The organism is Proteus genomosp. 6 (genome assembly GCF_040139785.1).
GTDB lineage: Bacteria > Pseudomonadota > Gammaproteobacteria > Enterobacterales > Enterobacteriaceae > Proteus.
In genome coordinates this window covers 124,136-148,408 of sequence record NZ_JBEEVJ010000004.1, presented here as the reverse complement: position 1 = coordinate 148,408, position 24,273 = coordinate 124,136, and the positions used below count along the sequence as shown (strand labels likewise).

The window sequence follows — 24,273 nt, the reverse complement described above, 5'->3', positions numbered from 1 at the left end:
AAAGCTTGGGTGTTGTGTGTATTCACAATAATCGGTTTATGTCATGAAAAATATACTCTCTATTCAGTCACATGTTGTTTTCGGTCATGCAGGTAACAGCGCCTCTGAGTTTCCAATGCGTCGTATGGGGGTAAATGTTTGGCCTCTAAATACAGTGCAATTTTCAAATCACACACAATATCCAGAAAAATGGACTGGCTGCGTCATGTCAGCAGAACATATTACTGAGATTGTTGATGGTATTGCCGCAATTGGTAAACTTTCACAATGTGATGCAGTACTAAGTGGTTATTTGGGATCGGCTGAACAAGGTTTGCGCATTGTTGATATCGTTAAAAAAGTAAAACAAGCGAATCCTAACGCATGGTATTTTTGTGATCCTGTAATGGGACATCCTGAAAAAGGGTGTATCGTGCCGCCAGAAGTATCTGGTGTACTGTGTGAAGAAGCGTTACCTATCAGCGATATCATTGCGCCTAATTTGTTAGAACTTGAAACATTAAGTGGTGGCAAAGCCCTTCATAATGTTGATGAGTGTGTCAATGCTGCCCGTGAATTGTGTAAACAAGGTCCAAAGGTTGTATTAGTAAAACACTTATCACGCGCTGGATATCGTCATGATCGTTTTGAAATGCTGCTAGTTACCGCAGAACATAGTTGGCATGTGAGCCGTCCATTAGTTGATTTTGGTGAGCGTCAACCTGTGGGTGTCGGTGATTTAACCAGTGGTTTAATGCTAGTGGATTTACTTAAAGGTGTTGAATTACAAACTGCATTAGAACACGTTGCCGCGGCAGTTTATGAAGTGATGCTAAAAACGAAAGAGATGAATGAGTACGAACTGCAACTCGTTGCTGCTCAAGATCAAATGGTGCATCCAACACACAGATTCTGCGCAACACAGATAGATTAAACCACACAAAATCCTAAGAAAAGAAAAAGCGGATATGAATATTACGTCCGCTTTTTTATTGTATTAAGTTTATTTTTTATTACGTTTTAACTCACTCTTTAATTAACCCTTCAGTGACCAGTGCGCTATGCACATTAGGTCGTTGTGCAATGCGTTTTAGGTAATCTTGCAGATGTGTTAAGTCAGTTAAATCTAAACCCACATGCGGTGCCCATTGGCTTAATGTAAATAAATAGGCATCAATAACCGTAAAATGCTCACCACATGCACATTTTTGCTTGCTTAATACATCATTAATATAAGCAAATTTACTTTTTAATTTAGTTTTAATAACAGGTACATAGCTTTCAGGTGTATCTGGTGAAAATAGAGGGCTATAGCCTTTATGTACTTCACTGGCAAGAAAGTTTAACCACTCAATTTGATGGTAACGTTCTAGCGATTTTGGCGGTGCAATTAAATTTCTATCTGGTTTTAAGTCTGCAAGGTATTGAACAATTGCAACACCTTCAGTCAAAATATCACCATTATCTAATTGAAGAACAGGGACTTGGCCTTTTGGGTTGATGGTTAGAAAATCTTTCCCCGATTCTGTTTTCTTAGCACGTAAGTCGATGCGCTCTATTGAAAAGTCTAAACCGGTTTCACGTAAAACGATATGAGGGGAAAGCGAGCAACTACCTGGCGTGTAGTACAATTTCATATTGAATAGCTCCCTATCAATGAGGTGGTGAATTAACTTACAGATATCAGAATATCTTCACTAATATAAGATGATAAGAGGTTCTAAGAAATTAGCAAACTCAAATGGTGCGAATAAAAAAGGCTTTTGTAAATCTGTGAACAAGGCAGTTAATTGATGAAAATACACGAAAACAAATGCCCCTTATATTAATAGGATATAAGACGTCTTCAATTATGACTCTTCAAAGGAGGGTAAAAAAGAAATATCAAGGTAATAGATTTTTGGATTTCGTTTATCAACATAGACTGTAACAAGCTCTTTATTAATATAAGGTGTGGGATCAAAAAAGATATAACCACTTTTATAACGAATTAATCGATTGTTTAATGTATCATGATAATCAGCAATAATTTGATAGGGAGAACGGTGATTAAAACGAATATGACTATTAATAATAATTTCGGATATTTTTACATTGATAGGCATCCCATCACGTTTTAGTCGTTGATCCCTTGTTGCTCTTCTTCTGATAAAATACAAAGGGATAAGCCCTGTTGATGCAAATACCAATCCAAAAATACTTAATATAGTACCCGCGCCATATAAGCCTAAAAAATTGTTTATTGTTGCTCTTTGTGGATCACTTGGAAGATAAATAACGTTAATCTTTTCACCAAGATAAAAGCGGGATTGATTGCCACCTTCTGGTGAGTGAAACGTTATTTCTCTATTATCTTCCGTATTAAATCTAATAATAGGGTGATAAATACTTCTATCATCCGAAGATTTACTCACACTTTGGTCAATAACAACACCTGTTGTCTCTATTCCATTTCTTACTACATTTAATTCAGATTTAATAACAAACAACGCCACAACAAAAATAATTGCACCAATAAGAGCAAAAATATAAAACAGAAATCTAAATTTCTTCATACATTAAGTCCTTTTATTAATAGGTGATTATTTTATCGCTAGTATAAAAAAGATTATAGGAATAAGCTAAAAAATAGAAGAAAAAAATCAATTAAAAAGTAAGGATAAATAGCAGCATTGTTATAATAAAAAAGCCAGCCTTAACAGTAAGACTGGCTTCTATTTATTTATTTATAGAATAGAATTATTTTAATTCTAATTCATTCATTGCAGCGATGCTGAAACCACCATCTACGTGAATGATTTCACCTGTGATACCACCAGATAAGTCAGAGCATAAGAATGCGGCTGTATTACCCACATCTTCCGTTGTTACAGTACGACGCAGAGGAGTTACTGACTCGCAATGGCTTAACATTTTTCGGAAATCTTTGATACCAGATGCCGCTAATGTACGGATCGGACCTGCTGAGATACCGTTAACACGAATACCTTCAGGACCCATAGCATTTGCCATATAACGAACGTTAGCTTCTAAAGAGGCTTTTGCCAGACCCATAACGTTATAGTTAGGGATTGCACGTTCAGCGCCTAAATAAGTCAGAGTTAATAGAGCTGAATTTGGATTTAGCATTTCACGGCTTGCTTTCGCCATAGCAACGAAGCTGTATGCACTGATGTCGTGAGCAATTTTAAAGCCTTCACGAGTTACGGCATTAACGTAGTCGCCATCTAATTGGTCAGCAGGAGCAAAACCGATAGAGTGAACAAAACCATCGTATTTTGGCCAAACTTTTGCAAGTTCTGCGTACATGGTATCGATGCTTTCGTCTTTTGACACATCACACTCTAATACGATATTTGAGTCTAATGATGCTGCAAATTCTTCAACGCGTGGTTTCAGTTTTTCATTTTGGTAAGTAAATGCAAGTTCTGCACCTTGGTCACGCATAGCTTTGGCAATACCATAAGCAATTGATAATTTACTAGCAACACCAGTAATAAGAATGCGTTTGCCGGTCATAAAGCCCATAGCTGTATCCTTGTTTTTTCGTAAATCGCGATAATAACATCATTCACAGTTTTATTTATCTGTTAGGTTATCACGCTTATTGTTAATAAACGTGGCTGATTCTACCACGACATTTGTAAATTTGTTTAATTTCCCTAGCACCTCCGAGGAGTTAAGGGAAAAGGGTGAAATAATGTACAATCAACATTATGCTTATATTGTTTACACTTAAGTCAAATCTTGACGCCAAGCTTCTGCTGTTAAGGCTTCACCAAAGTGACTTGCTACCAATCTTCGAGTAACTTCATGTAATGGTGACGCAAGGACTTCTGCTGTATTACCACGTTCAACGACTTCGCCATTATCCATCACTATGATTTTATCGCTAATATGTTTTGTCATGCCTAAGTTTTGTGTCACATAAATATAGGCAATATCATGGGTTTCTTGCAGTTCTAACATCAAGTTTATTATTTGTGAGCGTAAAGACATATCCAGCGAAGCTATTGCCTCATCGGCAATAATGACTTGAGGTTGTAATATCAATGCTCGTGCAAGCGCAATTCGTTGACGCTGACCTGATGCAAACATATGAGGATAATAGTTTGCATGTTCAGGTAAAAGACCCACTTGGCGTAATGTTTGATAAATTCGTTTTTCACGCTCAATCGCACTTAAGTCTGTATTCAGGCGTAAAGGGATCTCTAATGTTTGACCAATACGCTGGCGCGGGTTTAATGAGTTGGTGGGATCTTGAAATATCATTCTAATTCGCTGACTACGATAAGGGTAATCACCAAAAGTCAGTTGATGCCCATTAATAAAAATATCGCCACCCGTAGGCTCTGTCACTCCTGATAACATTCTCGCTAGTGTAGATTTTCCCGAACCATTAGCACCAATAATAGCTAAAGTTTGCTTGGGTTCTAGCGTAAAACTCACAGGTTTTACGGCTTCTAACTGCTGACGCCGAAATAATCCGGTACGATAGCGAAATGTTTTTGATAGATTTTTCACCTCAAGCAGCTTATCGAACATCAGTTGGCTCCACATTTAACGGAAAATGACAAGCCACGGCATGGTTTTTAAATAAACGTAACCGAGGTGCTTCAATACATTGTCGCTGCGCATAAGGGCAGCGAGGCCCTAAGCGACATCCCACAGGTAAATGCTCAAGAGAGGGGATTGCGCCGGGTAATGTATTTAAACGGCTCTTATGTGCCAATGAGTTGGTAAAATCGGGAATAGAGCGGATCAAAGCCTGAGTATAAGGATGATAAGGTGTCACTAATAACTCGTCAGGGGATGCCGTTTCAACGGTTTGACCACAATACATAACCGTAATTTTATTCGCCAATTTGCTCATCCATTGCAAATCATGGCTAATCAACAAAATGGTCATATTGTTATTTTGATTAAGTCGAGTCAGTAAACGAAAGATTTGGGTTTGTGTTGCTGGCTCCATAGCGTTAGTCGGTTCATCCGCAATCAGCAATCGAGGCTGATTTGCAATAGCAATGGCAATCATCACCTTTTGGCATTCACCCTCAGTTAATTCATAAGGATAACTGCGCATAATGTCTTTGTGATCTTTAATACCTACACGGTGTAATAGTTCAATTGCGCGACGTTTTCGCCAATGAAAGCGTTGCCACCAATGGCCTTTAAAAGTCCAACCAGGAATTGCCTGTATAAGTTGCTGTTCAATTTTTGTAGCAGGATCAAGACAAGATTGTGGCTCTTGGAAAATCATTGAGACATTATGACCAATGACACGGCGTCTAGCTCTTGGTGATAATTTAAGTAAGTCGATATCATCAAAACGAAAGCGATCGGCTGTCACACTGATATTATCTTTTGTAACGCCACAAATCGCTTTTGCAATTAAGCTTTTACCCGACCCTGATTCACCAACAAGACCTCTCACTTCACCTTCATTTAAGGTTATAGAAACACGATCTACCGCTTTTACTGGGCCATCGGGTGTCATAAATTCAATGGTTAAATTGCGTATATCTAATAAAGGCATTATTCAACTCCCTCATTTATTGCACGCTGTAAACCATCACCTAAAAGGTTCACCAGTAAAACGCTTATCATAATTGTGGCGCCCGGAATTAAGACTGTCCAAGGAGCAACATATATTAACTCTAACGAATCACCTAACATCGCTCCCCATTCTGGTGAAGGAAGTTGGGCACCTAAATTGAGAAAACCTAATGCTGTAATATCAAGAATAGCAATTGAGAAAGCGCGTGTTAATTCAGAAACTAATACAGGCGTAATATTAGGCAGTACGGTATACCATAAAATGGAAATGTTCGATGCACCATCAAGTCGAGAAGCAATAACATACTCTTTGTTTAATTCATCATTAACCGCAGAATAAATCATTCTGACTAAACGAGGTAACAGCGCCAGCCAAATCGCTATCATCGCATGACCAAGGCTTGTTCCAACAAAAGCTACAACAATAATAGCAAGCAGTAGGGATGGAATTGATAACAGGGTATCTAATATATGATTGAGAATAGCGGATTTTAAGCCATGAGTCATACCTGCAAAACAACCGATAATTAATCCCATCAGTGTCGCTGCAAAAGTAACAATAAATGCACCACCAAAGGTCATGCTTGTACCAATTAAAATTCGGCTGAATACATCACGTCCTAAATCATCTGTACCAAAGAAATAAGAGACATTGCCGTTTTGATACCAAGATGGCGGAGTGAGTTGATGGCCAAAAAATTGTTGGTCGAGTGCATAAGGCGCAATATAAGGGCCTATAATACTGAGCACTAAGAGAAAAAGAACGCCATAAAACCCTACCATTGAGATAACGTCTTTAGAAAAACATTGCCAAATCACCGCAGCGGGTGTGGGTGTTTTTTTCTCTTTATAAAATTGGCTATCTAAAGGCATATCCCACCTTGTGTTTCATTGGGTTGCTCATTGCGCCCACAATATCTGATAAAACGTTGACAATAATGACCATTGAACCCACCAACATTACGCCAGCTGAAATAGCAGAGTAATCTTGTTGACGGATTGCTGTAACCAACCAACGACCAAGCCCCGGCCAGTTAAATACAATTTCTGTTACCATAGTTAGCGTAAGCATGGTGGAGAACTGTAAGCCTAATTTAGGGATGATTGGGGGTAAAGCATTATGAAGAATATGGCGACGAATAATTGTAAAACGTGAAAGACCTCGAGTTGCGGCTGCTTTCACGTAGTTCTCTGACATAATTTCTTCCGTACTGTTTCGCATTAATCGAATAACTTCGGTTGTTGGTGCAATAGCCAGAGTTATTACAGGTAAAATTAAATGCTGTAATACATTAATGATCATTTGTTGACGATAAGGTGAATCAGATAACCACGCATCCACTAATGCAATGCCTGTAATAGGTTGTAAGTTATAAAGCAAATCAATACGGCCTGAAACAGGTAGCCAACCCAATTTTAGTGAGAAGAAAAGCGTTAGCAGCAATGCAAGTCCAAATACTGGCACAGAAAAACCTAAAAGCGCGAAGTTACTGATAATAATATCGGCGGATTTATTACGCCAAACTCCCGCAATAATACCAGCAGGAATACCTACAATAAGGGCAAAAAGAAAAGCTAATGTACAAAGCTCCATGGTCGCTGGAAGTGCCTCTACCAATTGCGCTTTGATAGGTTCACCATTGATAGAGGAAATACCAAAATCAAAATGGATCATATTATGGGCATAAAAAAAGTAGGCATCGGTGAGTGATGCACCACTTAACGGGGCATTTGGTGTGTAATAACTTAGGCTAAAGCTCACTAGCGACAAAAAGAACAGTGTCACAAGCAATAAAAGCAATCGACGTATTGAATAAATAATCATGGATTATTTTACAGCCTCTTTCTTGTGATTTTGTTCGTCTACTTCTGCCTCTCGATAAACACCAGCAAAAGACGCATTACCAAAAGTACTCAATACCAATCCTTTAATATCATAACGATATGCTTGCATACGTAAAGAGTTTGCTAAAGGCAACACTGGTAACTCTTGAGCAAGAATATCTTGAGCTTCATGATAATAATCCATTCTTGAAGCAAGTTGCTGACTATAAAGCGCTTTTTTCAAAATATCATCAAAGCTAGGTAAACACCAATGACTTAAGTTAGTTTGTGAGCCAATGGCTGCACAGCTAAAGAGAGGACGGAAAAAACTATCAGGATCGTTACTGTCAGTTGACCAACCAGATAAGGTCATATCATGGGTGCGATCCATCATACTCGTTTCTTGATATCGTCCTTCAATAGGACGAATGCTCATTTGAATACCCACTTGCGCTAAGTCTGCTTGAATAAGTTCCGCCATTTTTAATGGGCTTGGATTATAAGATTGTGAGGCGCTAGGTACCCAAAGATTTAATTTCAGCCCATCAAGGCCTAGCTCTTTAAGAATTTGTTTCGATTTCTCAGGATTATATTCTGTAATTTTTGCTCGGTTATCATAAGCCCAAGATGCGCGAGGAAGCACTGATGCTGCCGTTTCTGCCGTACCATAATAAATAGATTCCATTAAACGTTCGTTGTTAATGGCATAAGCAATAGCTTGACGAACTTTAAGATCATTTAGGGGTGGTTTGCTGGTGTTAAAGGCTAAATAAGCGATATTCATACCAGAACGCAACGTTAATCTTAGTCGTGGATCGTCACGTAAGACTTTTAATTGGCTTGCGGCAGGATAGGCTAAAACATCACATTCACCAGTGAGTAATTTAGATATACGGCCTGTACCACCTGCACCCATATCAATAACAATCTGTTGCATTTTGGGTTGGCCTTTCCAGTAATCTTTATTTCTAAATAAACGAACGAATTGCCCTGGTTGATATTCATCTAAAAAGAAAGGGCCTGTTCCTACTGGTTTCCAATCAAGCTGTGTTTGATCGCCTGATTTTTCTAAATTTTGGGCGTATTCGGCAGAAAGAATAGGGGCGTAATGTGTTGCTAAATGCCATAGAAAGGAGGCGTCAGGCTCTTTTAAGCTAAATTCTACCGTGTATTGACCTAGTCTTTTTATCGATTGGATATTATTGGCAAAACTTAAGCTGTCAAAATAGGGGTATTTCCCGCCATTAATTTGATTGAAAGGATTTTGTGGATTGATCATCCTTTCAAAACTAAAAATAACATCATCAGCGGTAAGTTTACGTGTTGGTGTGAACCAAGATGTTTGTTGAAAGGAGACATTTTTACGTAAATAAAAGCGGTATGTCGCGCCGTTATCTAATGTTTCCCATCGAGCTGCAATTTCAGGGATCAGGCGATAAGTGTATGGGTCGACATCTAAAAGACGGTCATAGAGCTGTGCAGCTAGAGGATCAATAATTAATCCACTACTTGATAGTTGTGGATTAAAGGTATTTACACTGCCATCAACACAGTAAACAAAGCCATTTTGATTAATTGGAGTTGGCTCAAGCGTTATAGATGGTGCTTGTGTTTTTGGTGCTACATCCGCAATACAAGTTACGCTTGTAAAGGTGAGTAGCAAAGTACCAATAAATAAAATAGGGCGCATAAATAATGTCTTTTAGAGAAACGATTTTGCTATTGTAACTTAAAAAACTTTCTATCCCCAAATAGTCAAAAAAACAAAGTGAGAAAAATTCTCAATAAAATGCTTTACAAATGCTAATGATAAAGATTATCATCCGTATTGTCCTTCAGCGGTAAGAGGTTTTCCGCAGAGGGCACGACATTGCTCACATTGCTTCCAGTATTTTTTACTAGCCAGCTCGGGTGCTGGCTTTTTTTTTGCCTATTGTTTACGCCTCCCCCTTGGCAATTAAAAAACTATATTTATCAATAAATTAAGTTATTATTTGATGTTTTTTAATTAGCCCTCTAAATTGATCGTAACTTAGTGATAATTTTTCAGCCGCCTCTTTCTGGTTATATAAGCTCTCTTTTAATGCACTATTTACTAATTTTTTTTCTACATCATTTTGCCATTGGCGTAAATCCAACGGTAATATAGGTAGTGAAAAATTTTCTTTAGGTGATTTTTTTAATGTGGGTGTTTTTGGCGTCTGAAGACCAGCAAAGGGATCAATAATAATATTGGTGAGTACGTTATCGCAGGTTCCATGACGATAAACCGAGCGTTCAACAACATTTTTTAGCTCACGAATATTACCTGGCCATGAATAATCTAAAAGCACTTGGCGCGCACTATCACTAAAACCAGGAAAAAAAGGTAAACCTAACTCTTGGCACATTGAGATAGCGAAATTTTCAGCAAGCAACATAATATCTGCACGTCGCTCTCTTAATGGCGGGAGTCTAATAACATCAAACGCCAATCTATCGAGTAAATCGGCACGAAATTTACCTTCTTCTGCCATTGCGGGTAAATCTGCATTTGTCGCGCAAATAAGCCTAACATCAACATGCAGAGATTGACTGCCCCCAACGCGCTCTAAATGACCATACTCAATGACGCGCAGAAGCTTTTCTTGCACAAGCATGGGAGCAGTCGCCAGTTCATCAAGAAAAAGAGAACCTCCATCCGCACGTTCAAAACGCCCTTGATGACGATTTCTAGCACCAGTAAAAGCGCCTGCTTCATGACCAAAAAGCTCAGAATCAAGTAAATTGTCATTGAGCGCAGAACAGTTGATTGAAATAAAAGGTCCTTGCCACCAAGGAGCAAGATAGTGTAAGCGATGAGCGATCAACTCTTTGCCTGTACCTCGTTCACCAATAATTAATACAGGCTTTTTTAATTGAGCAAGTGCTGAGGTTTGTTCTAATACATCAATAAATTGACTATCAACGCCGATTATTGTCTCTAAATTCTCATTCATTGGTTAAATTCACCATATTGAGGTGTTTTTTACCAGTCTATCAGGTGTTTGAAAAATAGGCGAACAATATAAATTACCTATTATTAATAGGTTAAGTGAATTTTAAAAGTTGGCACGCAAATTGTATTAACTAAAGTATGCCGGCGTTACGACAGTGCGCCATTACTGAAATAATTTAACGTCACTAATTAGCATAGCTATTAAGGATAACATCATGGGTATATTTTCACGTTTTGCTGACATTATTAATGCCAATATCGCTTCTTTATTAGATAAAGCGGAAGATCCTGAAAAAATGATCCGCCTAATGATCCAAGAAATGGAAGATATGTTAGTTGAGATCCGTACAACTTCTGCACGCACTTTAGCTGAAAAGAAAGGATTAGAGCGCCGTATCGAACAAGCTGAAAAACAGATGAAAGATTGGCAGGATAAAGCAGAGTTAGCTCTTATCAAGGAAAAGGAAGATTTAGCTCGTGCAGCATTAATCGAAAAACAACGTGTAGCATCAGTTAATGACACATTGAAACACGAACTGATTATTATTGATGAAACGCTAACTCGTTTAAAAGGCGAAATTAGCGAATTAGAAAACAAGCTAACTGAAACACGCGCAAAACAGCAGTCTTTAGTTGTGCGTCATCAAGCAGCAAATTCATCTCGCCAAGTTCGTCGCCAATTAGACAGTGGTAAGATGGATGCAGCAATGGCGCGTTTTGAACAATTTGAACGCCGTATTGACCATATGGAAGGTGAAGCTCAAAGTTATGGTTTAGGAAAGGAAAAATCTTTAGACCAACAGTTTGCTGAATTAAAAGCTGATGATGAAATTAGCGCGCAATTAGCGGCATTAAAAGCTAAAATCAATATCAATAAAGAGTAACAGCAAGCGTAATAACCATCTTATAAAGGATATGTAATGGGCTATATATTTCTGGGAATACCACTGACAATTTTCGTTTTATTTATTCTCCCTATTTGGTTGTGGTTGCACTACAACAGTCAGAAAGGTGGAGGTAATGTTCAGTTAACCCATCAAGAAATGCAGCGACTGAGCGCGCTGGTGGATAAAGCTCAGCAAATGCAGGAACGCATTAAGACGTTAGAACAAATACTTGATGCAGAACATCCTAACTGGAGGCAATCACAATGACGATGCAAAGCAAGCAATTGTATCGCTTGCCACAAGAGGGCATGATCCGTGGTGTATGTGCTGGGCTTGCCCATTATTTTAATATTCCTGTTTTACTTATCAGGGTTATTGCGGTGATTGCGCTGTTTGCTGGTTTTTTCGGTTTAACTATTGTTGCTTATTTTGTTTTAAGTTTCTTTATGGAGCCAGCTCCTGCTAATTACCAGCAAGGTGAAAATCAGCAAGAGAGCTTAAAAGACATTTTAAGCGGGGTAGATAATCAATTGATGCAAGGTGAAAAACGTTTACAACAAATGGAACGTTATATTACCTCTTCTACTTATCAGTTAAATAAACGTTTTCGAGATTTGTAATATTTTTGCCATTTAATCTGATAAGACGCTCCATTTTAGGAGCGTCTTTCTTTCAGTCCGTTTATCTTTTTCAACGCTTGTATTGTGAGAGAATAAAAATTCTGATTGAGGAGCCTATTGTGAATTCCAATCAAGTATTCGTTTCTTTAAAAACAAATAAACTCGCCCAATTAGCCAAAAAAGGGTTAACATTTGGGTTAATGTTATTCACTTTATTTGGGCCAGCTGCAATCACAGGCGGTATATTAAAACGAGTAAGTAGCAAACCGTTACGTTGGCTGGTTCTATTGATAGCTGAACCTATTATCAAAGCAGGTTTTAATAAGCTATCGCGTCAAATGTCTTGGGAGAAACATGAAACGCCTACAAAATGAACTTACCGCTTTTATTAATCGTGGTGTTGATAGACATCTTCGTTTGGCCGTAACTGGATTAAGTCGAAGTGGTAAAACAGCATTTATTACCTCTTTAGTTAATCAACTTATTAATGTGCATACAGGCGCGCGTTTACCACTATTTTCGGCTGCACGAAATAAACAACTACTAGGTGTAAAACGCATTCCTCAACATAATTTAAATATTCCTCGTTTTACTTATGATGAGGGAATGGAATCTCTTTATCATACACCGCCAAGTTGGCCCGTTCCTACAAAAGGGGTCAGCGAAATTCGTTTACAACTACGTTATCGCTCGAATGAATCTTTAACACGTTTTATAAAAGAAACATCTTCTCTTTATTTAGAAATTGTTGATTACCCCGGCGAATGGCTATTAGATTTACCTATGCTTGAGCAAGACTATTTTGAATGGTCAGAGCAAATGAATAAGGTCAATCGCCAAAGAACATCACCAGAACAGCATTGGCAATTACTCCTTAAAAAATGTGATCCTTTTGCGCCAGCTGATGAAACGTTATTAGCTGATATTGCCTCCGCTTACACTGACTATTTATTATCGTGCAAGGAAGAAGGGCTTCACTTTATTCAACCTGGACGTTTTGTATTACCCGGTGAATTAGCGGGAGCACCTGTTTTACAGTTTTTCCCTTGGGCTGATTTGCAACAATATGATATTGCTAAATTAAAGAATGCAGATAAACGCACTAATATTGGTATGCTAAAACAGCGTTATGAATATTATGGACAGCATGTTGTAAAAGGTTTTTATCGTGATCATTTCCAAGGATTTGATAGACAAATTGTTTTGGTTGATTGCCTGCAACCTTTAAATCAAGGTGCAGATGTTTTTAATGATATGCGCCAAGCATTAACACAATTAATGCGCAGTTTTCATTATGGAAAAAGAACTTTACTTAGACGCTTATTTTCACCTTGTATCGATAAACTTCTGTTTGCAGCCACAAAAGCCGACCATATCACGGTTGATCAACACGAAAACTTAGTGTCATTGCTTCAACAGCTTATTCAAGATGCTAAACAAAATGCTATTTTTGAGGGGATCAGTATAGATTGCATGGGACTAGCTTCTATTGCGGCAACTGAAAGTGGGATTGTTGATCATCATGGCGAAAAAATACCAGCCTTAAAAGGTTTTCGTTTAAGCGATAACACACCATTAGTATATTTTCCCGGTGAGGTTCCTAAGCGATTACCTGAAAAAACATTTTGGGAAAAACAAGGGTTTAGTTTCGAATCTTTTAGGCCGCAACAAATATCAAGAGATAGTGCGGTTCCTCATATTCGTATGGATAGTGCAATGGAGTTTTTGTTAGGGGATAAATTAAAATGAATGAGCCATTAAAATCGCGAATTGATTTTAAAGAGCCCATACTTCACGAAGAAGTCATCTTGAAAAAAGGTGTTGGCTTTAATGAAAATGAGCAATTTTTGCCTATTGATCCACAATTGGATGAAGAGAATGAAGGGCAATTAGAAGGTGATGTTCAATCAATTTTAAAACCGAAAAAAAATATCTGGAAACGTTTATTAACGATTGCGAGTACCATTTTAGGGATTAGTGTTATTGCCCAAACGGGACAATGGATTTATGACTCATGGGTAAATTCTGACTGGATTGCGTTGGGTGCAGCCAGTGCGGGTGGGTTAATTGTTGTCGCTGGGATTGGATCAGTTATAACAGAGTGGCGCCGTATTTATCGTTTACGTCAACGGGCAGATGAAAGAGATAAAGCAAAAGAGTTACTTTATAGCCATGCGATGGGGAATGGTCGACCATTTTGTGAAAAACTTGCTAAACAAGCGGGTATTAGCTCACAACACCCTGCATTAATTCGTTGGCAAAGTGCATTACACGACACCCATAACGACAAAGAAGTATTAGAACTTTATAGTCAACTTGTTCAACCTATTTTGGATAAACAAGCTAGAGCTGAAATTAGTCGTTCTGCAGCAGAGTCAACCTTAATGATCGCTGTCAGTCCGCTGGCAATGGTTGATATGGCCTTTATTGGTTGGCGTAATATTCGTTTAATTAACCGTATTGCAGAAATTTACGGTATCGAATTAGGCTACTATAGTCGTCTAAAACTCTTTCGCCTTGTTCTAGTCAATATCGCATTTGCGGGTGCGACAGAACTGGTTAGAGAAGTTGGAATGGACTGGCTTTCACAAGATCTTGCAGCACGATTATCAACAAGAGCCGCTCAAGGTATTGGAGCAGGTTTATTAACGGCACGCTTAGGAATAAAAGCAATGGAATTATGCCGTCCTTTACCTTGGATTGATGATAATAAACCTAAGCTAGGCGATTTTAGAAAAGAGCTAATTGGAAAATTAAAAAATACCATTGGTAGTAAGAAAAAAGAATAAATTATTATTTTCACCTTTTAATAATTTTAAATAAAAACCGCAGAAGCCATTCTGCGGTTTTTTTGTATAAAGATTGGTAAGGTGTTATTTATATAAAATAGCCATAATAATAAAGATGATAAAATATTATTTTAAAATAAGTCACTGAATGCTATAAAGTGTTTTTATAGTTTTACTACCAATAATGTTATTGTTTTAAATGGAAACTATCGTGATAAAAAATTTTAAAAAGAGTCAATTTTTACAAAATTTGAGATGGTTATAACTATTTGTATATAAAGAATAATATGCTTCCCTCTAGTGAAATATTTGTAATTTCAATCAAAATATTCCTTTTTTGAAAGAAAAATAGTCTTGAGTTTGGTTTAATAAATAGCGTTAAATGTTACCGCAAAAATGTATCGCAAGACCTATTCTATCAATATATTTTCAAACATCTAATTTGTAAGTTATTCGTTATTTAGTAAACAGAGGCGGTTTTTTATTTGTAAAAAATAGAAAATAGTTAATAAATAATTATTCTAAGAAGGGTAAAAAATGAAAGAAATACAAATTTCAGTAATAAAAAAACTCTCTAAAGCAAGACGTCAACTCTACCTAAGTTCAGAATTTAATGTTTCAAACATTGACAACCAATTAAGTATTTTAATCCCTATTCTTGATGAGACGATCAGTGAGATTAAAAAAAGACAATATCAAAAGCAACCTAAATCATTTCAAATAAAAGAGATATCCCAATTTTTTGAATATCTGACTGAGTCGGATAAGAAAGAAAAGGCAATAAACGCATTAGAGTATCTCCTCTTTTGTTTTGATAATGGATGTAAAACTATCAAAAAGGTGATCCGTCGAGAATTAAGCCCTTTGGTAAAGGATGTCGAATATCTTATCGATTTTGAACTAAAAAAAATAATAAAAACCTCTTCATTTTCGTTATTCGGTTTTTTTAAAGCATAAATAATCTTGCTTAAAAATTAGGAGATTGATTTAGTTGTGTAAAAATAAATGCTAGTGGTGTCAACCTTTGCTGACAATCCTCTTTATTTCGTTGATATTTATGTATAATATCTAGAATTAGTTCAGGGTCACTCAGTATTAAGAAGGTTTATAATGCGTTTAGAGGTCACTTGTGAAGATCGCATCGGGTTAACCCGTGAATTATTAGATCTGCTCGTATTAAAAAATATCGATTTGCGTGGAATTGAAATATTCCCAATTGGTCTTATTTACCTGAATTTCTCACAGATAGATTTTAATATATTTCAACCTCTTATGGCGGAGATACGTCGAATAAATGGTGTTATTGATGTACGTACTGTTGCATTTATGCCGTCAGAGCAAGAACATCGTGCAATTTGGACATTATTAGAATCTGTTCCTGTTCCTGTTTTTTCTATTGATACCAAGGGTAAGGTAAAATTACTTAACCCTGCAACAAGACAGCTTTTTGGTTTATCTCCAGATGATCATGCTGAGAAAACATTTAACCAATTTATCCCAAATTTTAATATTCATCGTTTTTTAGAACAAAAAGAGCACTTTATTCAAAAGGTGCCTATTACTGTGAAAAAACAGAATTTTGAAATGGAAATAGTCCCAATTAAACTGACAGACGATAACCAATATAATCATTGCGTTGGGGCTTTTGTTTTACTGAAATATAATGAAATTATTTATAATTACCCTAGATTAGTGACTAATGATCAAAGTGGGTTTGACCAAATTATTGCCGTAACACCTAAAATGAAGCAGCTTATTACTCGTGCAAAGAAAATGGCAATAATGAATGATCCATTGTTATTAGTGGGTGAAACAGGTACAGGAAAAGATTTATTAGCAAAAGCCTGCCATTTACTAAGTAGCCGTTTAAGATATCCATTTCTTGGCTTAAATTGCGCTTCAATGCCTGATGATGTTGTTGAAAGTGAGTTATTTGGCTATGCAGCGGGTGCTTATCCTAATGCCATTGAAGGAAAAAAGGGCTTTTTTGAGCAAGCCAATGGCGGTACTGTTTTACTTGATGAAATCGGTGAAATGTCCCCGCAAATGCAGATCAAACTTCTACGCTTTTTAAATGATGGAACGTTCCGTCGAGTGGGTGAAGAAGAAGAAGTGAATGTAGATGTGCGCATTATTTGTGCTACTCAGAAAAATTTGTGGGAATTAGTACAAAAGGGATTGTTTAGAGAAGATCTCTATTATCGCTTGAACGTATTAACATTAACATTACCGCCATTAAGGGAAAGAAAGGACGATATCATTCCGTTGGCAACTCATTTTATTAATCAGTACTGTCAAGAACAAAAAGTGGGTGTACCGTCCATTTCTACTGATTTCTCAAATTATTTAATGCAATATTCTTGGCCGGGTAATATTCGCCAATTACGGAATACTGTTTATCAAGCAATGGCACAGTTAGTCGGAAATACATTGCGTGTTCAAGATATTACGTTACCTGAGCACACGGATGAAACATTATTTGATGAGAATCTATTAGAAGGCTCGTTAGATGAAATGACAAAACGCTTTGAGGCTTCGATTTTAACGCGTTTATACCGTGATTATCCAAGTACACGTAAATTAGCGAAACGCTTAGGTATTTCTCATACCGCTATTGCGAATAAGTTAAGAGAATATAATCTTACGAATAAAAAGAGTGATAAGTCTGAAGAATAATTGAGTAGTAAGATTTTGTGCATAATGAAAATAGACGAGCATAATACTCGTCTATTTTTTTATCAGTATTATTTCAGTGCTTTTAACGCATCATCATAATTGGGTTCAGTTGTAATTTCGTCAACCAACTGGGTGTAGATAACCATGTTATTTTCATCTAAAACAATCACTGCTCGGCTTGTTAAGCCAGCTAATGGACCTGATGTAATTGCAACACCGTAGTTTTCTTTAAATTCAGCACCACGCATTGTAGATAATGTCACAACGTTATCTAAGCCTTCCGCGCCACAAAAACGCGCTTGAGCAAAAGGTAAATCAGCTGAAATACATAAAACAACCGTGTTATTTAATTCATTTGCAACTTTGTTAAATTGGCGAACACTTGCAGCACAAACACCAGTATCTACACTTGGAAAAATGTTTAGAACTTTACGTTTACCTGCAAAATTCGCTAAAGAAACATCATTAAGATCTTTACCAACAAGAGAAAAATCAGCTGCTTTTTGACCGACTGTTGGGAAATTACCCGATAGTGCCACTGCATTTCCTTGTAAAGTAACTTGATGTGCCATTGTTGTTCTCCTTTATTAGTTGTCAGACTAACTGTTATTAATACTCAGTATTAACGATAATTTTCGTTAATGCTTAACCATTATTAAAATTTGCCACTATTGGCGTAGTCATCACTAAAAACATAAAAATTTATAAAATATTTGTAATCAGTGATTGTGCCTTTTTATCAGGCTCTTATAATTGTGCAGTTTATTCTCATACAGATTACAGGACGAAACAGACATGCGCAAAATATTCGTCATCTCATGTGCACTTGTCGTTCAAGGATTACTCACATCGCAGATAAATGCGGCAGTAGTCCCCGCAGGAACGATACTCGATAAAAAGCAAGAAGTAGTTCGACATTTAAAAGATGAGCCAGCATCACTTGATCCCATTAATGCAGTAGGATTAACAGAAGCTCAAGTGCAACGTGATTTATTTGAAGGGTTGACGATAGAAGATGAGCATGGACGTCCCATTCCAGGTGTTGCTCAAAGTTGGCGTACAGAAGATAATCGTGTGTGGATCTTCACTTTACGCGATAATGCCAAATGGTCTAATGGTGAAAAAGTAACCGCAACAGATTTTGTCTATAGCTGGCAAAGGTTAGTTGACCCTAAGAATCTTTCACCTTTTGCATGGTATGCATCACTTGCATCTATTGAAAATGCACAAAAGATTATTGATGGAAAATTAAAACCAACATCATTAGGCGTGGAAGCACTTGATGAAAAAACGCTAAAAGTGACATTAGAGCGACCAGTCTCGTATTTTCCAAGTTTAACGACTAATTTTTCGTTATATCCTGTACCTCATCATAGCATTGAAAAATATGGCACTGAATGGGTTAAGGTTGGCAATTTAGTCGGAAATGGAGCTTTTGTTTTAAAAGATAGAGTCGTTAATGAGAAGATCGTATTAACGCCAAATCCTTATTATTGGGATCATAAAAATACAGTATTAACCAAAGTCACTTTTGTGCCGATTAATCATGAATCACATGCGACTAAGCGTTATTTAGCGGGTGATATTGATATTACAGAGTCGTTCCCGAAAAATTTATATCATAAATTAATGAAAGATATTCCTAATGAGGTTTATATTCCTGACCAGTTAGGAACTTATTATTATGCTTTTAATACCCAATCAGGGCCAACAAAAGATATTCGTGTACGTAAAGCGTTAGCGATGGCAATAGATAGAAAAATTATCACTGATAAAGTATTAGGAACAGGGGAGAAATCAGCAAACCGTTTTACACCTGATGTAACGGCAGGCTTTACCCCAGAACCTACAATTTATGATGAATACAATCAAGATGAATTAGATAGTCAAGCTAAGATCTTATTAGCGGCTGCGGGATATGGCCCTCATAATCCATTAACACTCTCATTGCTATACAATAATTCAGAGAATCATCAGAAAATTGCTATTGCAGTTGCTTCTATGTGGAAGAAAAAGTTAGGCGTGAAAGTCGAATTACGTAATCAGGAATGGAAAACATATATTGATAGCCGAAATTCTGGGGATTTTGATGTTATAAGAGCATCATGGGTTGGCGATTATAACGAGCCTTCTACTTTTTTAAGCTTATTAGGCTCTAAACACGCTGGTAATATCCCTAAATATCAGAATAAGCAATATGATGAAATATTAACATTGTCTGGTATGACTATTGATACAAACGAAAGAAATAGTCTGTATAACCGCGCTGAGCAAATAATTGCTGAAGATGCACCAATCGCGCCTATTTATCAATACACAAATGGACGCTTGATAAAACCGTGGTTAAAAGGTTATCCCATTGAGAATCCAGAAGATGTTGCTTATAGCCATACGCTTTATATATTGAAACATTGATTCAATTCTTTATTTTAATATAAACAGAAAACACTCAATTTAATTGAGTGTTTTTTTATAGAAAAAATAAAAAAGAACCCCTTTTAGAAAGGGGCGTAGCAAAATAAAGCAGGGTAACTTATTATCTAGATATAAATTATATTGTTAATACTTTCTTTGCACGTCTTTTATTGTATCTAACTGTTACAGTGATTAATAAAATATTTATAACAAAAAAAATCCCTCTGTTATGAAAACAGAAGGAGACTCAAAAGGAATAAACATTGCAAGTAGGATGTTAATACATTTTTGCGACATTGTTTTGACTAATCGTGCAATGTGCGTGATGTTAAATATTGTATTTTTGTTTATTTATAGTTGTAAACTCTTAATTATAACAATAATTAATGCTTTTGTTATGGTGTTTGATGGTTTTATAAATGAATCTATCTGTTTTTCTTTTTGTAAGTGTTAAATGACACTACAGATTGTCAACACGATTTAAAAACGATATCCCAAAGAGAGTTGTAAGGCATTTAATTCAATATGACGTTTATTGGCTGTGGTATCAGAATAAAGATAGCCCAAGCTAAATGAGATATCCTTAACAGGATTATAATCGATGCCAATTTGACCAATTACACTTGTTGTATTAATTATATGGGAATCTGTTGTATTTATTTTAGGGTGATATTTATCTTCCTGATGCTTTAATTTATTAGGCCCCATTTGAGCATAAACAGAAATTTCAGGTGTTATTCTATAAGTTGGGCCGATTAATAGTCCTGTGGTTTTAGTTCGGTATTTTATTGTTGAAGATATAGTAAAACGAGGATCAATAAAATGTTCTTTATGGTTGGCATTTAAACGTAGTAGAGAAATTAATATTCCCCAAGCATTTTCTGTTTCATAACGATAACTGATTATTTCACCTTTTGCTGTGTCACCTTTTATTTTGCCATAAATATAGCCACCAGAGAGGGTATGCGTCTTATCATAGGCATGTAATGTAGAGGAATAAGATAAAGCTAAACTAATTAAAATAAGGACTAATTTATTCATTATGGAGTTTCTATGTTGATGTGTAGAACACCATTTTTAGTAAAATAAATGTCGATTTCAATATTAATTGATTGAAATTACTCTTAAAAAAAGTTTGAATGCTTATTTTTAAACTCAATAAAAAATCAAACTATTATAAATAGCTAATTATTAAACAGCATAAGATTTATTAATTATCTTAATGATAGTGCAATGAAATGATAAGAAATTACTTAAATAGAAAGGAGTAGTAATTGAGCGTAATAGGTAAAATACTCACAATAAGCTTTAATACCTATTGTGAGCCAGATTTTAGTGCGATGTTCTATTTTTTATCTACAACTTCAATCAGTGTATATTTTACACTTGATGCATCTGCTGGTGGGTTAGGAATATCTGTAACATTAACTTTTAATGTATATTCAGTGCCTGCTTTATATTCAAAACCATCAATATTTTGATAGAACAGGGACCATTCTCCAGAAGGCAGTTCTTTCACCTTCATACACTTCATTGGCGCGACACCCACACAATCATACAGTTGTGAGTCCACTAGAAGCGTTTTTGTTGTTCCCGTAGATGATGTTGTATTTGCACTTTCAGTTGAAGTTGCGTCATTGCATCCAGCCAAAAGCAAAAATAAAGGAATAGCGATAAATTTTTTCATATTGATGACCTTATTTTTAGGGTGCAACAAATGCATTAAAGAATATTTAGTATACACCAGTTAGATAGTTATTATAAATTACAGTAGGTAACTTTTCTCCTGAAAATAAAATAAGTTACCTGCGGTTGTTCTAAGTATTAATATACTAACGCAACTATCAGTATTTGATTTAGTGTAATAATCCTAAAGTAATAAAGATAATTAGATATTTTAGATGAATAAAACAAAAATAGTGCTGATATACAGTTAACTAGAAAAAAAGTATAGAATAACGGTTCAAAACATAGCGTTATAAAATGAAGGTAGATTAATCATATTTGACAGTTGAGTATTTAATTCAAATATTACTTTTAAAGCAAAAGTTATGGAGGAAGTTAAGTGAAAACAATTAATGACTCTGTTATACAAGATTCAGATGCTATTTATACAGCACAACTTAATGGGCATGGAGGAGCAGCAGAAATCACGGCCGAAACTGTTGCAACAAATGAAAATCCATATTGGGTGCACTTAGATTACCTCAAGCCACAAAGTGCTCAATGGATACAAGAGACAGAATTACTTCCACCTATTGCTAAAGATATATTACTTGCAGAGAACGTCAGACCAAAAGCACAACGCATTGGTGAAGGTATCGTCATCAATTTGCAAACAATTAATAATAATCCTAATGATCGGCCCGATGAGCTTGTCGCTTTTAGAATTTATATTAACAGCCAAACAATTGTTTCAAGTCGCCATCGCCGAGTCAATTCTGTAGATTCTGTTATTCATACATTAGAACTTGGTAATGGCCCTGAAAATAGCGGTGATTGGCTAATTACAATGGCTGATGCAGTGACTGATGAAATAGGCGAATTTGTTGAGACGCTTCATGACCAATTAATTGAATTGGAAGATATGATCCTCGATCAACAAATACCAGCAAGAGGTGAACTTGCATTATTAAGAAAGCAGTTAATTGTTTTACGTCGTTATATGGCACCTCAACGAGATGTATTTTCAAGACTCTCTATTGAAAAATTACCGTGGATGAGTGATAGCGATAGAGTCACGATGTTAGAAATCTCAGAAAGACTTTCTCGACGTTTAGAAGATTTGGACAGTAGTATTTCTCGTACGGCGGTAATTGCAGATGAAATAACATCAATGATGGCTGATGCGATGAATAGACGTACTTATACTATGTCTCTAATGGCGATGTTATTTTTACCAACAACGTTTCTAACAGGGCTATTTGGTGTCAATTTAGGTGGCATACCTGGAAATGAATTTCCTTATGGTTTTACCATTTTTTGTTTATCTCTCTTTGTTTTGATTGTGATTGTTACTTGGTGGTTAAAGCGTAGTAGATGGTTGTAAAATTTCAGCAAATTAATCGTAACTAAATGGATTTAAAAAAGAATTCTCTAACCCTGTTTGAGATATATCAATTTTTTAAAATAGAACATCTGGCATTATAGCTCTCGCAGGTGAATACAACGTTGAGCGATGAACGTTGTGCTCCATAATTGTAGTTTTTCTCATATTGAGTTCTTAATACAGAATAATTGACCATTATTACACCGATGTTTATTAACATCGGTTTTTTTTTGCTTAAATTTATTATTGGCGATTATTTAGCCATAAAAATCCTAAGCCCTGAATGCAAGGCTTAGGAGATAGTGCATTATTTCACTTCAACAATATCGAGTTTGTTTTGGCTAAAGTCAGGGCGTTCATCATCTTCTTCTTGGAACATGACTGGAACGGCTGGAATATCGTCTTTATCAAAAGCTAAGTCGCCACCATTAATGACTTCATCACCATGCTTGATATTCACAAAATCAAATAATTGAGTATCACATAAGTGTGATGGGACAATATTTTGTGTTGCTCTAAACATGGTTTCAATACGACCAGGGTAACGCTTATCCCAATCTCTTAGCATCTCTTTAATAACCTGACGTTGGAGATTCGGTTGTGAGCCACAAAGATTGCAAGGGATAATTGGAAACTGTTTTGCTTGTGCAAAACGCTCAATATCTTTTTCACGAGCGTAAGCAAGAGGGCGAATAACGATTTGTTTGCCATCGTCACTCATTAATTTAGGTGGCATACCTTTAAGTTTTCCACCATAAAACATATTTAAGAATAATGTTTCTAAAATATCATCACGATGGTGGCCTAAAGCAATTTTAGTTGCACCAAGTTCTGTCGCTGTGCGATATAAAATACCACGACGTAAACGTGAGCATAAAGAGCAGGTTGTTTTACCTTCAGGAATAATATCTTTAACGATCCCATAGGTATTCTCTTCAACAATTTTATATTCCACACCAAGTTCATTTAAATACTCAGGTAAAATATGCTCAGGGAATCCGGGTTGTTTTTGGTCTAAATTGACTGCAACAAGTGAAAAATTAATTGGCGCACTTTTTTGCAGATTCATTAAGATAGAAAGTAGCGTGTAGCTATCTTTACCACCAGAGAGGCAGACCATGATTTTGTCGCCGTCTTCTATCATATTAAAGTCAGCGATAGCTTGCCCAACATCACGGCGTAAGCGTTTTTGTAGTTTGTTGAAATTATACTGTTCTTTTGGGATGCTCATTTTTTACGGTTCTATATCGTTGCTGATTATTCTGTAACTTGCTAACCAAGGCTTTGTTCTTCGCTGTTTTGATGCCTTAACAATATGATAAATATATAAAATATCTTATAGGCTCAAGTAATAAGTTGTGTGAAAAACAAAGTTATTTATGGCAAGAAAATTGATAAGTCGCCAATGATACCAGATGGTAGGGTGGTTTCGATATAGATAACTATAGTTAAGCGATTTCAAGGCGGTAAAAAGTAAGAAGTAATAGCCTTATATAAACTG

Annotated in this window: 24 protein-coding genes; 11 read left to right on the top strand and 13 right to left on the bottom strand. The window is 36.3% G+C overall.

Going from position 1 to position 24,273, the window contains the following annotated elements; genetic code table 11:
• Positions 1 to 43: 43 nt before the first annotated feature.
• On the top strand, positions 44 to 913 hold the full coding sequence (gene pdxY, locus ABN212_RS06670) for a pyridoxal kinase PdxY (protein ID WP_198619592.1): 870 nt from the start codon (positions 44 to 46) through the stop codon (positions 911 to 913).
• A 91-nt stretch (positions 914 to 1,004) separates the two neighbouring features.
• On the opposite strand, the gene gstA is transcribed toward pdxY, so the two are convergent.
• The 9 genes from gstA to pspF form a co-directional block, all read right to left on the bottom strand.
• A complete protein-coding gene (gene gstA / locus ABN212_RS06665; protein WP_198619591.1) occupies positions 1,005 to 1,616 on the bottom strand; it encodes a glutathione transferase GstA in 612 nt (203 codons plus the stop codon).
• Between the two features lie 213 nt (positions 1,617 to 1,829).
• Complete coding sequence (locus ABN212_RS06660; protein WP_198629829.1) at positions 1,830 to 2,534, bottom strand: DUF3592 domain-containing protein; 705 nt, start codon at positions 2,532 to 2,534, stop codon at positions 1,830 to 1,832.
• Between the two features lie 184 nt (positions 2,535 to 2,718).
• Complete coding sequence (gene fabI / locus ABN212_RS06655) at positions 2,719 to 3,507, bottom strand: enoyl-ACP reductase FabI (protein ID WP_072067955.1); 789 nt, start codon at positions 3,505 to 3,507, stop codon at positions 2,719 to 2,721.
• A 207-nt stretch (positions 3,508 to 3,714) separates the two neighbouring features.
• Positions 3,715 to 4,524: a putrescine export ABC transporter ATP-binding protein SapF gene (sapF, locus tag ABN212_RS06650; RefSeq protein ID WP_023582326.1), complete on the bottom strand. Its 810-nt coding sequence runs from the start codon at positions 4,522 to 4,524 to the stop codon at positions 3,715 to 3,717.
• The gene (gene sapD, locus ABN212_RS06645) at positions 4,514 to 5,515 is read right to left on the bottom strand and encodes a putrescine export ABC transporter ATP-binding protein SapD (protein ID WP_088495738.1); all 1,002 of its coding nucleotides are present in this window, start codon (positions 5,513 to 5,515) and stop codon (positions 4,514 to 4,516) included. The genes sapF and sapD overlap by 11 nt, the downstream gene beginning before the upstream one ends.
• Positions 5,515 to 6,408, bottom strand: a complete 894-nt coding sequence (gene sapC, locus ABN212_RS06640; RefSeq protein ID WP_023582324.1) for a putrescine export ABC transporter permease SapC — start codon at positions 6,406 to 6,408, stop codon at positions 5,515 to 5,517. The genes sapD and sapC overlap by 1 nt, the downstream gene beginning before the upstream one ends.
• Positions 6,395 to 7,360 (bottom strand): putrescine export ABC transporter permease SapB, encoded by a 966-nt coding sequence (gene sapB, locus ABN212_RS06635; protein ID WP_088496042.1) that lies wholly within the window; start codon positions 7,358 to 7,360, stop codon positions 6,395 to 6,397. The genes sapC and sapB overlap by 14 nt, the downstream gene beginning before the upstream one ends.
• Positions 7,361 to 7,363: 3 nt before the next feature.
• Entirely contained in the window at positions 7,364 to 9,049 is a 1,686-nt protein-coding gene (gene sapA, locus ABN212_RS06630) for an ABC transporter substrate-binding protein SapA (protein ID WP_198632641.1), read from the bottom strand.
• Positions 9,050 to 9,341: 292 nt separating this feature from the next.
• Positions 9,342 to 10,337 (bottom strand): phage shock protein operon transcriptional activator, encoded by a 996-nt coding sequence (gene pspF / locus ABN212_RS06625; protein WP_349443021.1) that lies wholly within the window; start codon positions 10,335 to 10,337, stop codon positions 9,342 to 9,344.
• A 214-nt stretch (positions 10,338 to 10,551) separates the two neighbouring features.
• Between pspF and pspA the strand changes: the two genes are divergently transcribed.
• The 8 genes from pspA (at position 10,552) to tyrR (ending at position 17,308) form a co-directional block, all read left to right on the top strand.
• Positions 10,552 to 11,220 (top strand): phage shock protein PspA, encoded by a 669-nt coding sequence (pspA, locus tag ABN212_RS06620; protein WP_072062534.1) that lies wholly within the window; start codon positions 10,552 to 10,554, stop codon positions 11,218 to 11,220.
• 36 nt (positions 11,221 to 11,256) lie between these two features.
• On the top strand, positions 11,257 to 11,490 hold the full coding sequence (gene pspB / locus ABN212_RS06615) for an envelope stress response membrane protein PspB (protein WP_023582319.1): 234 nt from the start codon (positions 11,257 to 11,259) through the stop codon (positions 11,488 to 11,490).
• Positions 11,487 to 11,843, top strand: a complete 357-nt coding sequence (pspC, locus tag ABN212_RS06610; protein ID WP_109372402.1) for an envelope stress response membrane protein PspC — start codon at positions 11,487 to 11,489, stop codon at positions 11,841 to 11,843. The genes pspB and pspC overlap by 4 nt, the downstream gene beginning before the upstream one ends.
• 119 nt (positions 11,844 to 11,962) lie before the next feature.
• A complete protein-coding gene (locus tag ABN212_RS06605; RefSeq protein WP_265576286.1) occupies positions 11,963 to 12,217 on the top strand; it encodes a phage shock protein PspD in 255 nt (84 codons plus the stop codon).
• The gene (locus ABN212_RS06600) at positions 12,198 to 13,592 is read left to right on the top strand and encodes a YcjX family protein (RefSeq protein ID WP_109372400.1); all 1,395 of its coding nucleotides are present in this window, start codon (positions 12,198 to 12,200) and stop codon (positions 13,590 to 13,592) included. The genes ABN212_RS06605 and ABN212_RS06600 overlap by 20 nt, the downstream gene beginning before the upstream one ends.
• Positions 13,589 to 14,632, top strand: coding sequence for a YcjF family protein (locus ABN212_RS06595; protein ID WP_198625582.1), 1,044 nt, complete (start codon positions 13,589 to 13,591; stop codon positions 14,630 to 14,632). Before ABN212_RS06600 ends, ABN212_RS06595 begins: the two co-directional genes overlap by 4 nt.
• 537 nt (positions 14,633 to 15,169) lie before the next feature.
• On the top strand, positions 15,170 to 15,589 hold the full coding sequence (locus tag ABN212_RS06590; RefSeq protein ID WP_232797443.1) for a hypothetical protein: 420 nt from the start codon (positions 15,170 to 15,172) through the stop codon (positions 15,587 to 15,589).
• 153 nt (positions 15,590 to 15,742) lie between these two features.
• On the top strand, positions 15,743 to 17,308 hold the full coding sequence (gene tyrR, locus ABN212_RS06585; protein WP_196533254.1) for a transcriptional regulator TyrR: 1,566 nt from the start codon (positions 15,743 to 15,745) through the stop codon (positions 17,306 to 17,308).
• A 68-nt stretch (positions 17,309 to 17,376) separates the two neighbouring features.
• Here the strand turns inward: tyrR and tpx are convergent, their stop codons facing one another.
• Complete coding sequence (gene tpx, locus ABN212_RS06580; protein WP_198619585.1) at positions 17,377 to 17,880, bottom strand: thiol peroxidase; 504 nt, start codon at positions 17,878 to 17,880, stop codon at positions 17,377 to 17,379.
• Positions 17,881 to 18,103: 223 nt separating this feature from the next.
• Here tpx and ABN212_RS06575 point away from each other — a divergent pair, with 223 nt between their 5' ends.
• Positions 18,104 to 19,723, top strand: coding sequence for a peptide ABC transporter substrate-binding protein (locus ABN212_RS06575; RefSeq protein ID WP_196533253.1), 1,620 nt, complete (start codon positions 18,104 to 18,106; stop codon positions 19,721 to 19,723).
• 480 nt (positions 19,724 to 20,203) lie between these two features.
• Here the strand turns inward: ABN212_RS06575 and ABN212_RS06570 are convergent, their stop codons facing one another.
• Positions 20,204 to 20,764, bottom strand: a complete 561-nt coding sequence (locus tag ABN212_RS06570) for an Ail/Lom family outer membrane beta-barrel protein (protein WP_349443020.1) — start codon at positions 20,762 to 20,764, stop codon at positions 20,204 to 20,206.
• Positions 20,765 to 21,068: 304 nt separating this feature from the next.
• Positions 21,069 to 21,410: a DUF4377 domain-containing protein gene (locus tag ABN212_RS06565; protein ID WP_109372394.1), complete on the bottom strand. Its 342-nt coding sequence runs from the start codon at positions 21,408 to 21,410 to the stop codon at positions 21,069 to 21,071.
• 378 nt (positions 21,411 to 21,788) lie between these two features.
• Here ABN212_RS06565 and zntB point away from each other — a divergent pair, with 378 nt between their 5' ends.
• A complete protein-coding gene (gene zntB / locus ABN212_RS06560; protein ID WP_349443019.1) occupies positions 21,789 to 22,772 on the top strand; it encodes a zinc transporter ZntB in 984 nt (327 codons plus the stop codon).
• Between the two features lie 307 nt (positions 22,773 to 23,079).
• On the opposite strand, the gene ttcA is transcribed toward zntB, so the two are convergent.
• On the bottom strand, positions 23,080 to 24,003 hold the full coding sequence (gene ttcA, locus ABN212_RS06555) for a tRNA 2-thiocytidine(32) synthetase TtcA (protein WP_196533251.1): 924 nt from the start codon (positions 24,001 to 24,003) through the stop codon (positions 23,080 to 23,082).
• Positions 24,004 to 24,273: the final 270 nt, after the last annotated feature.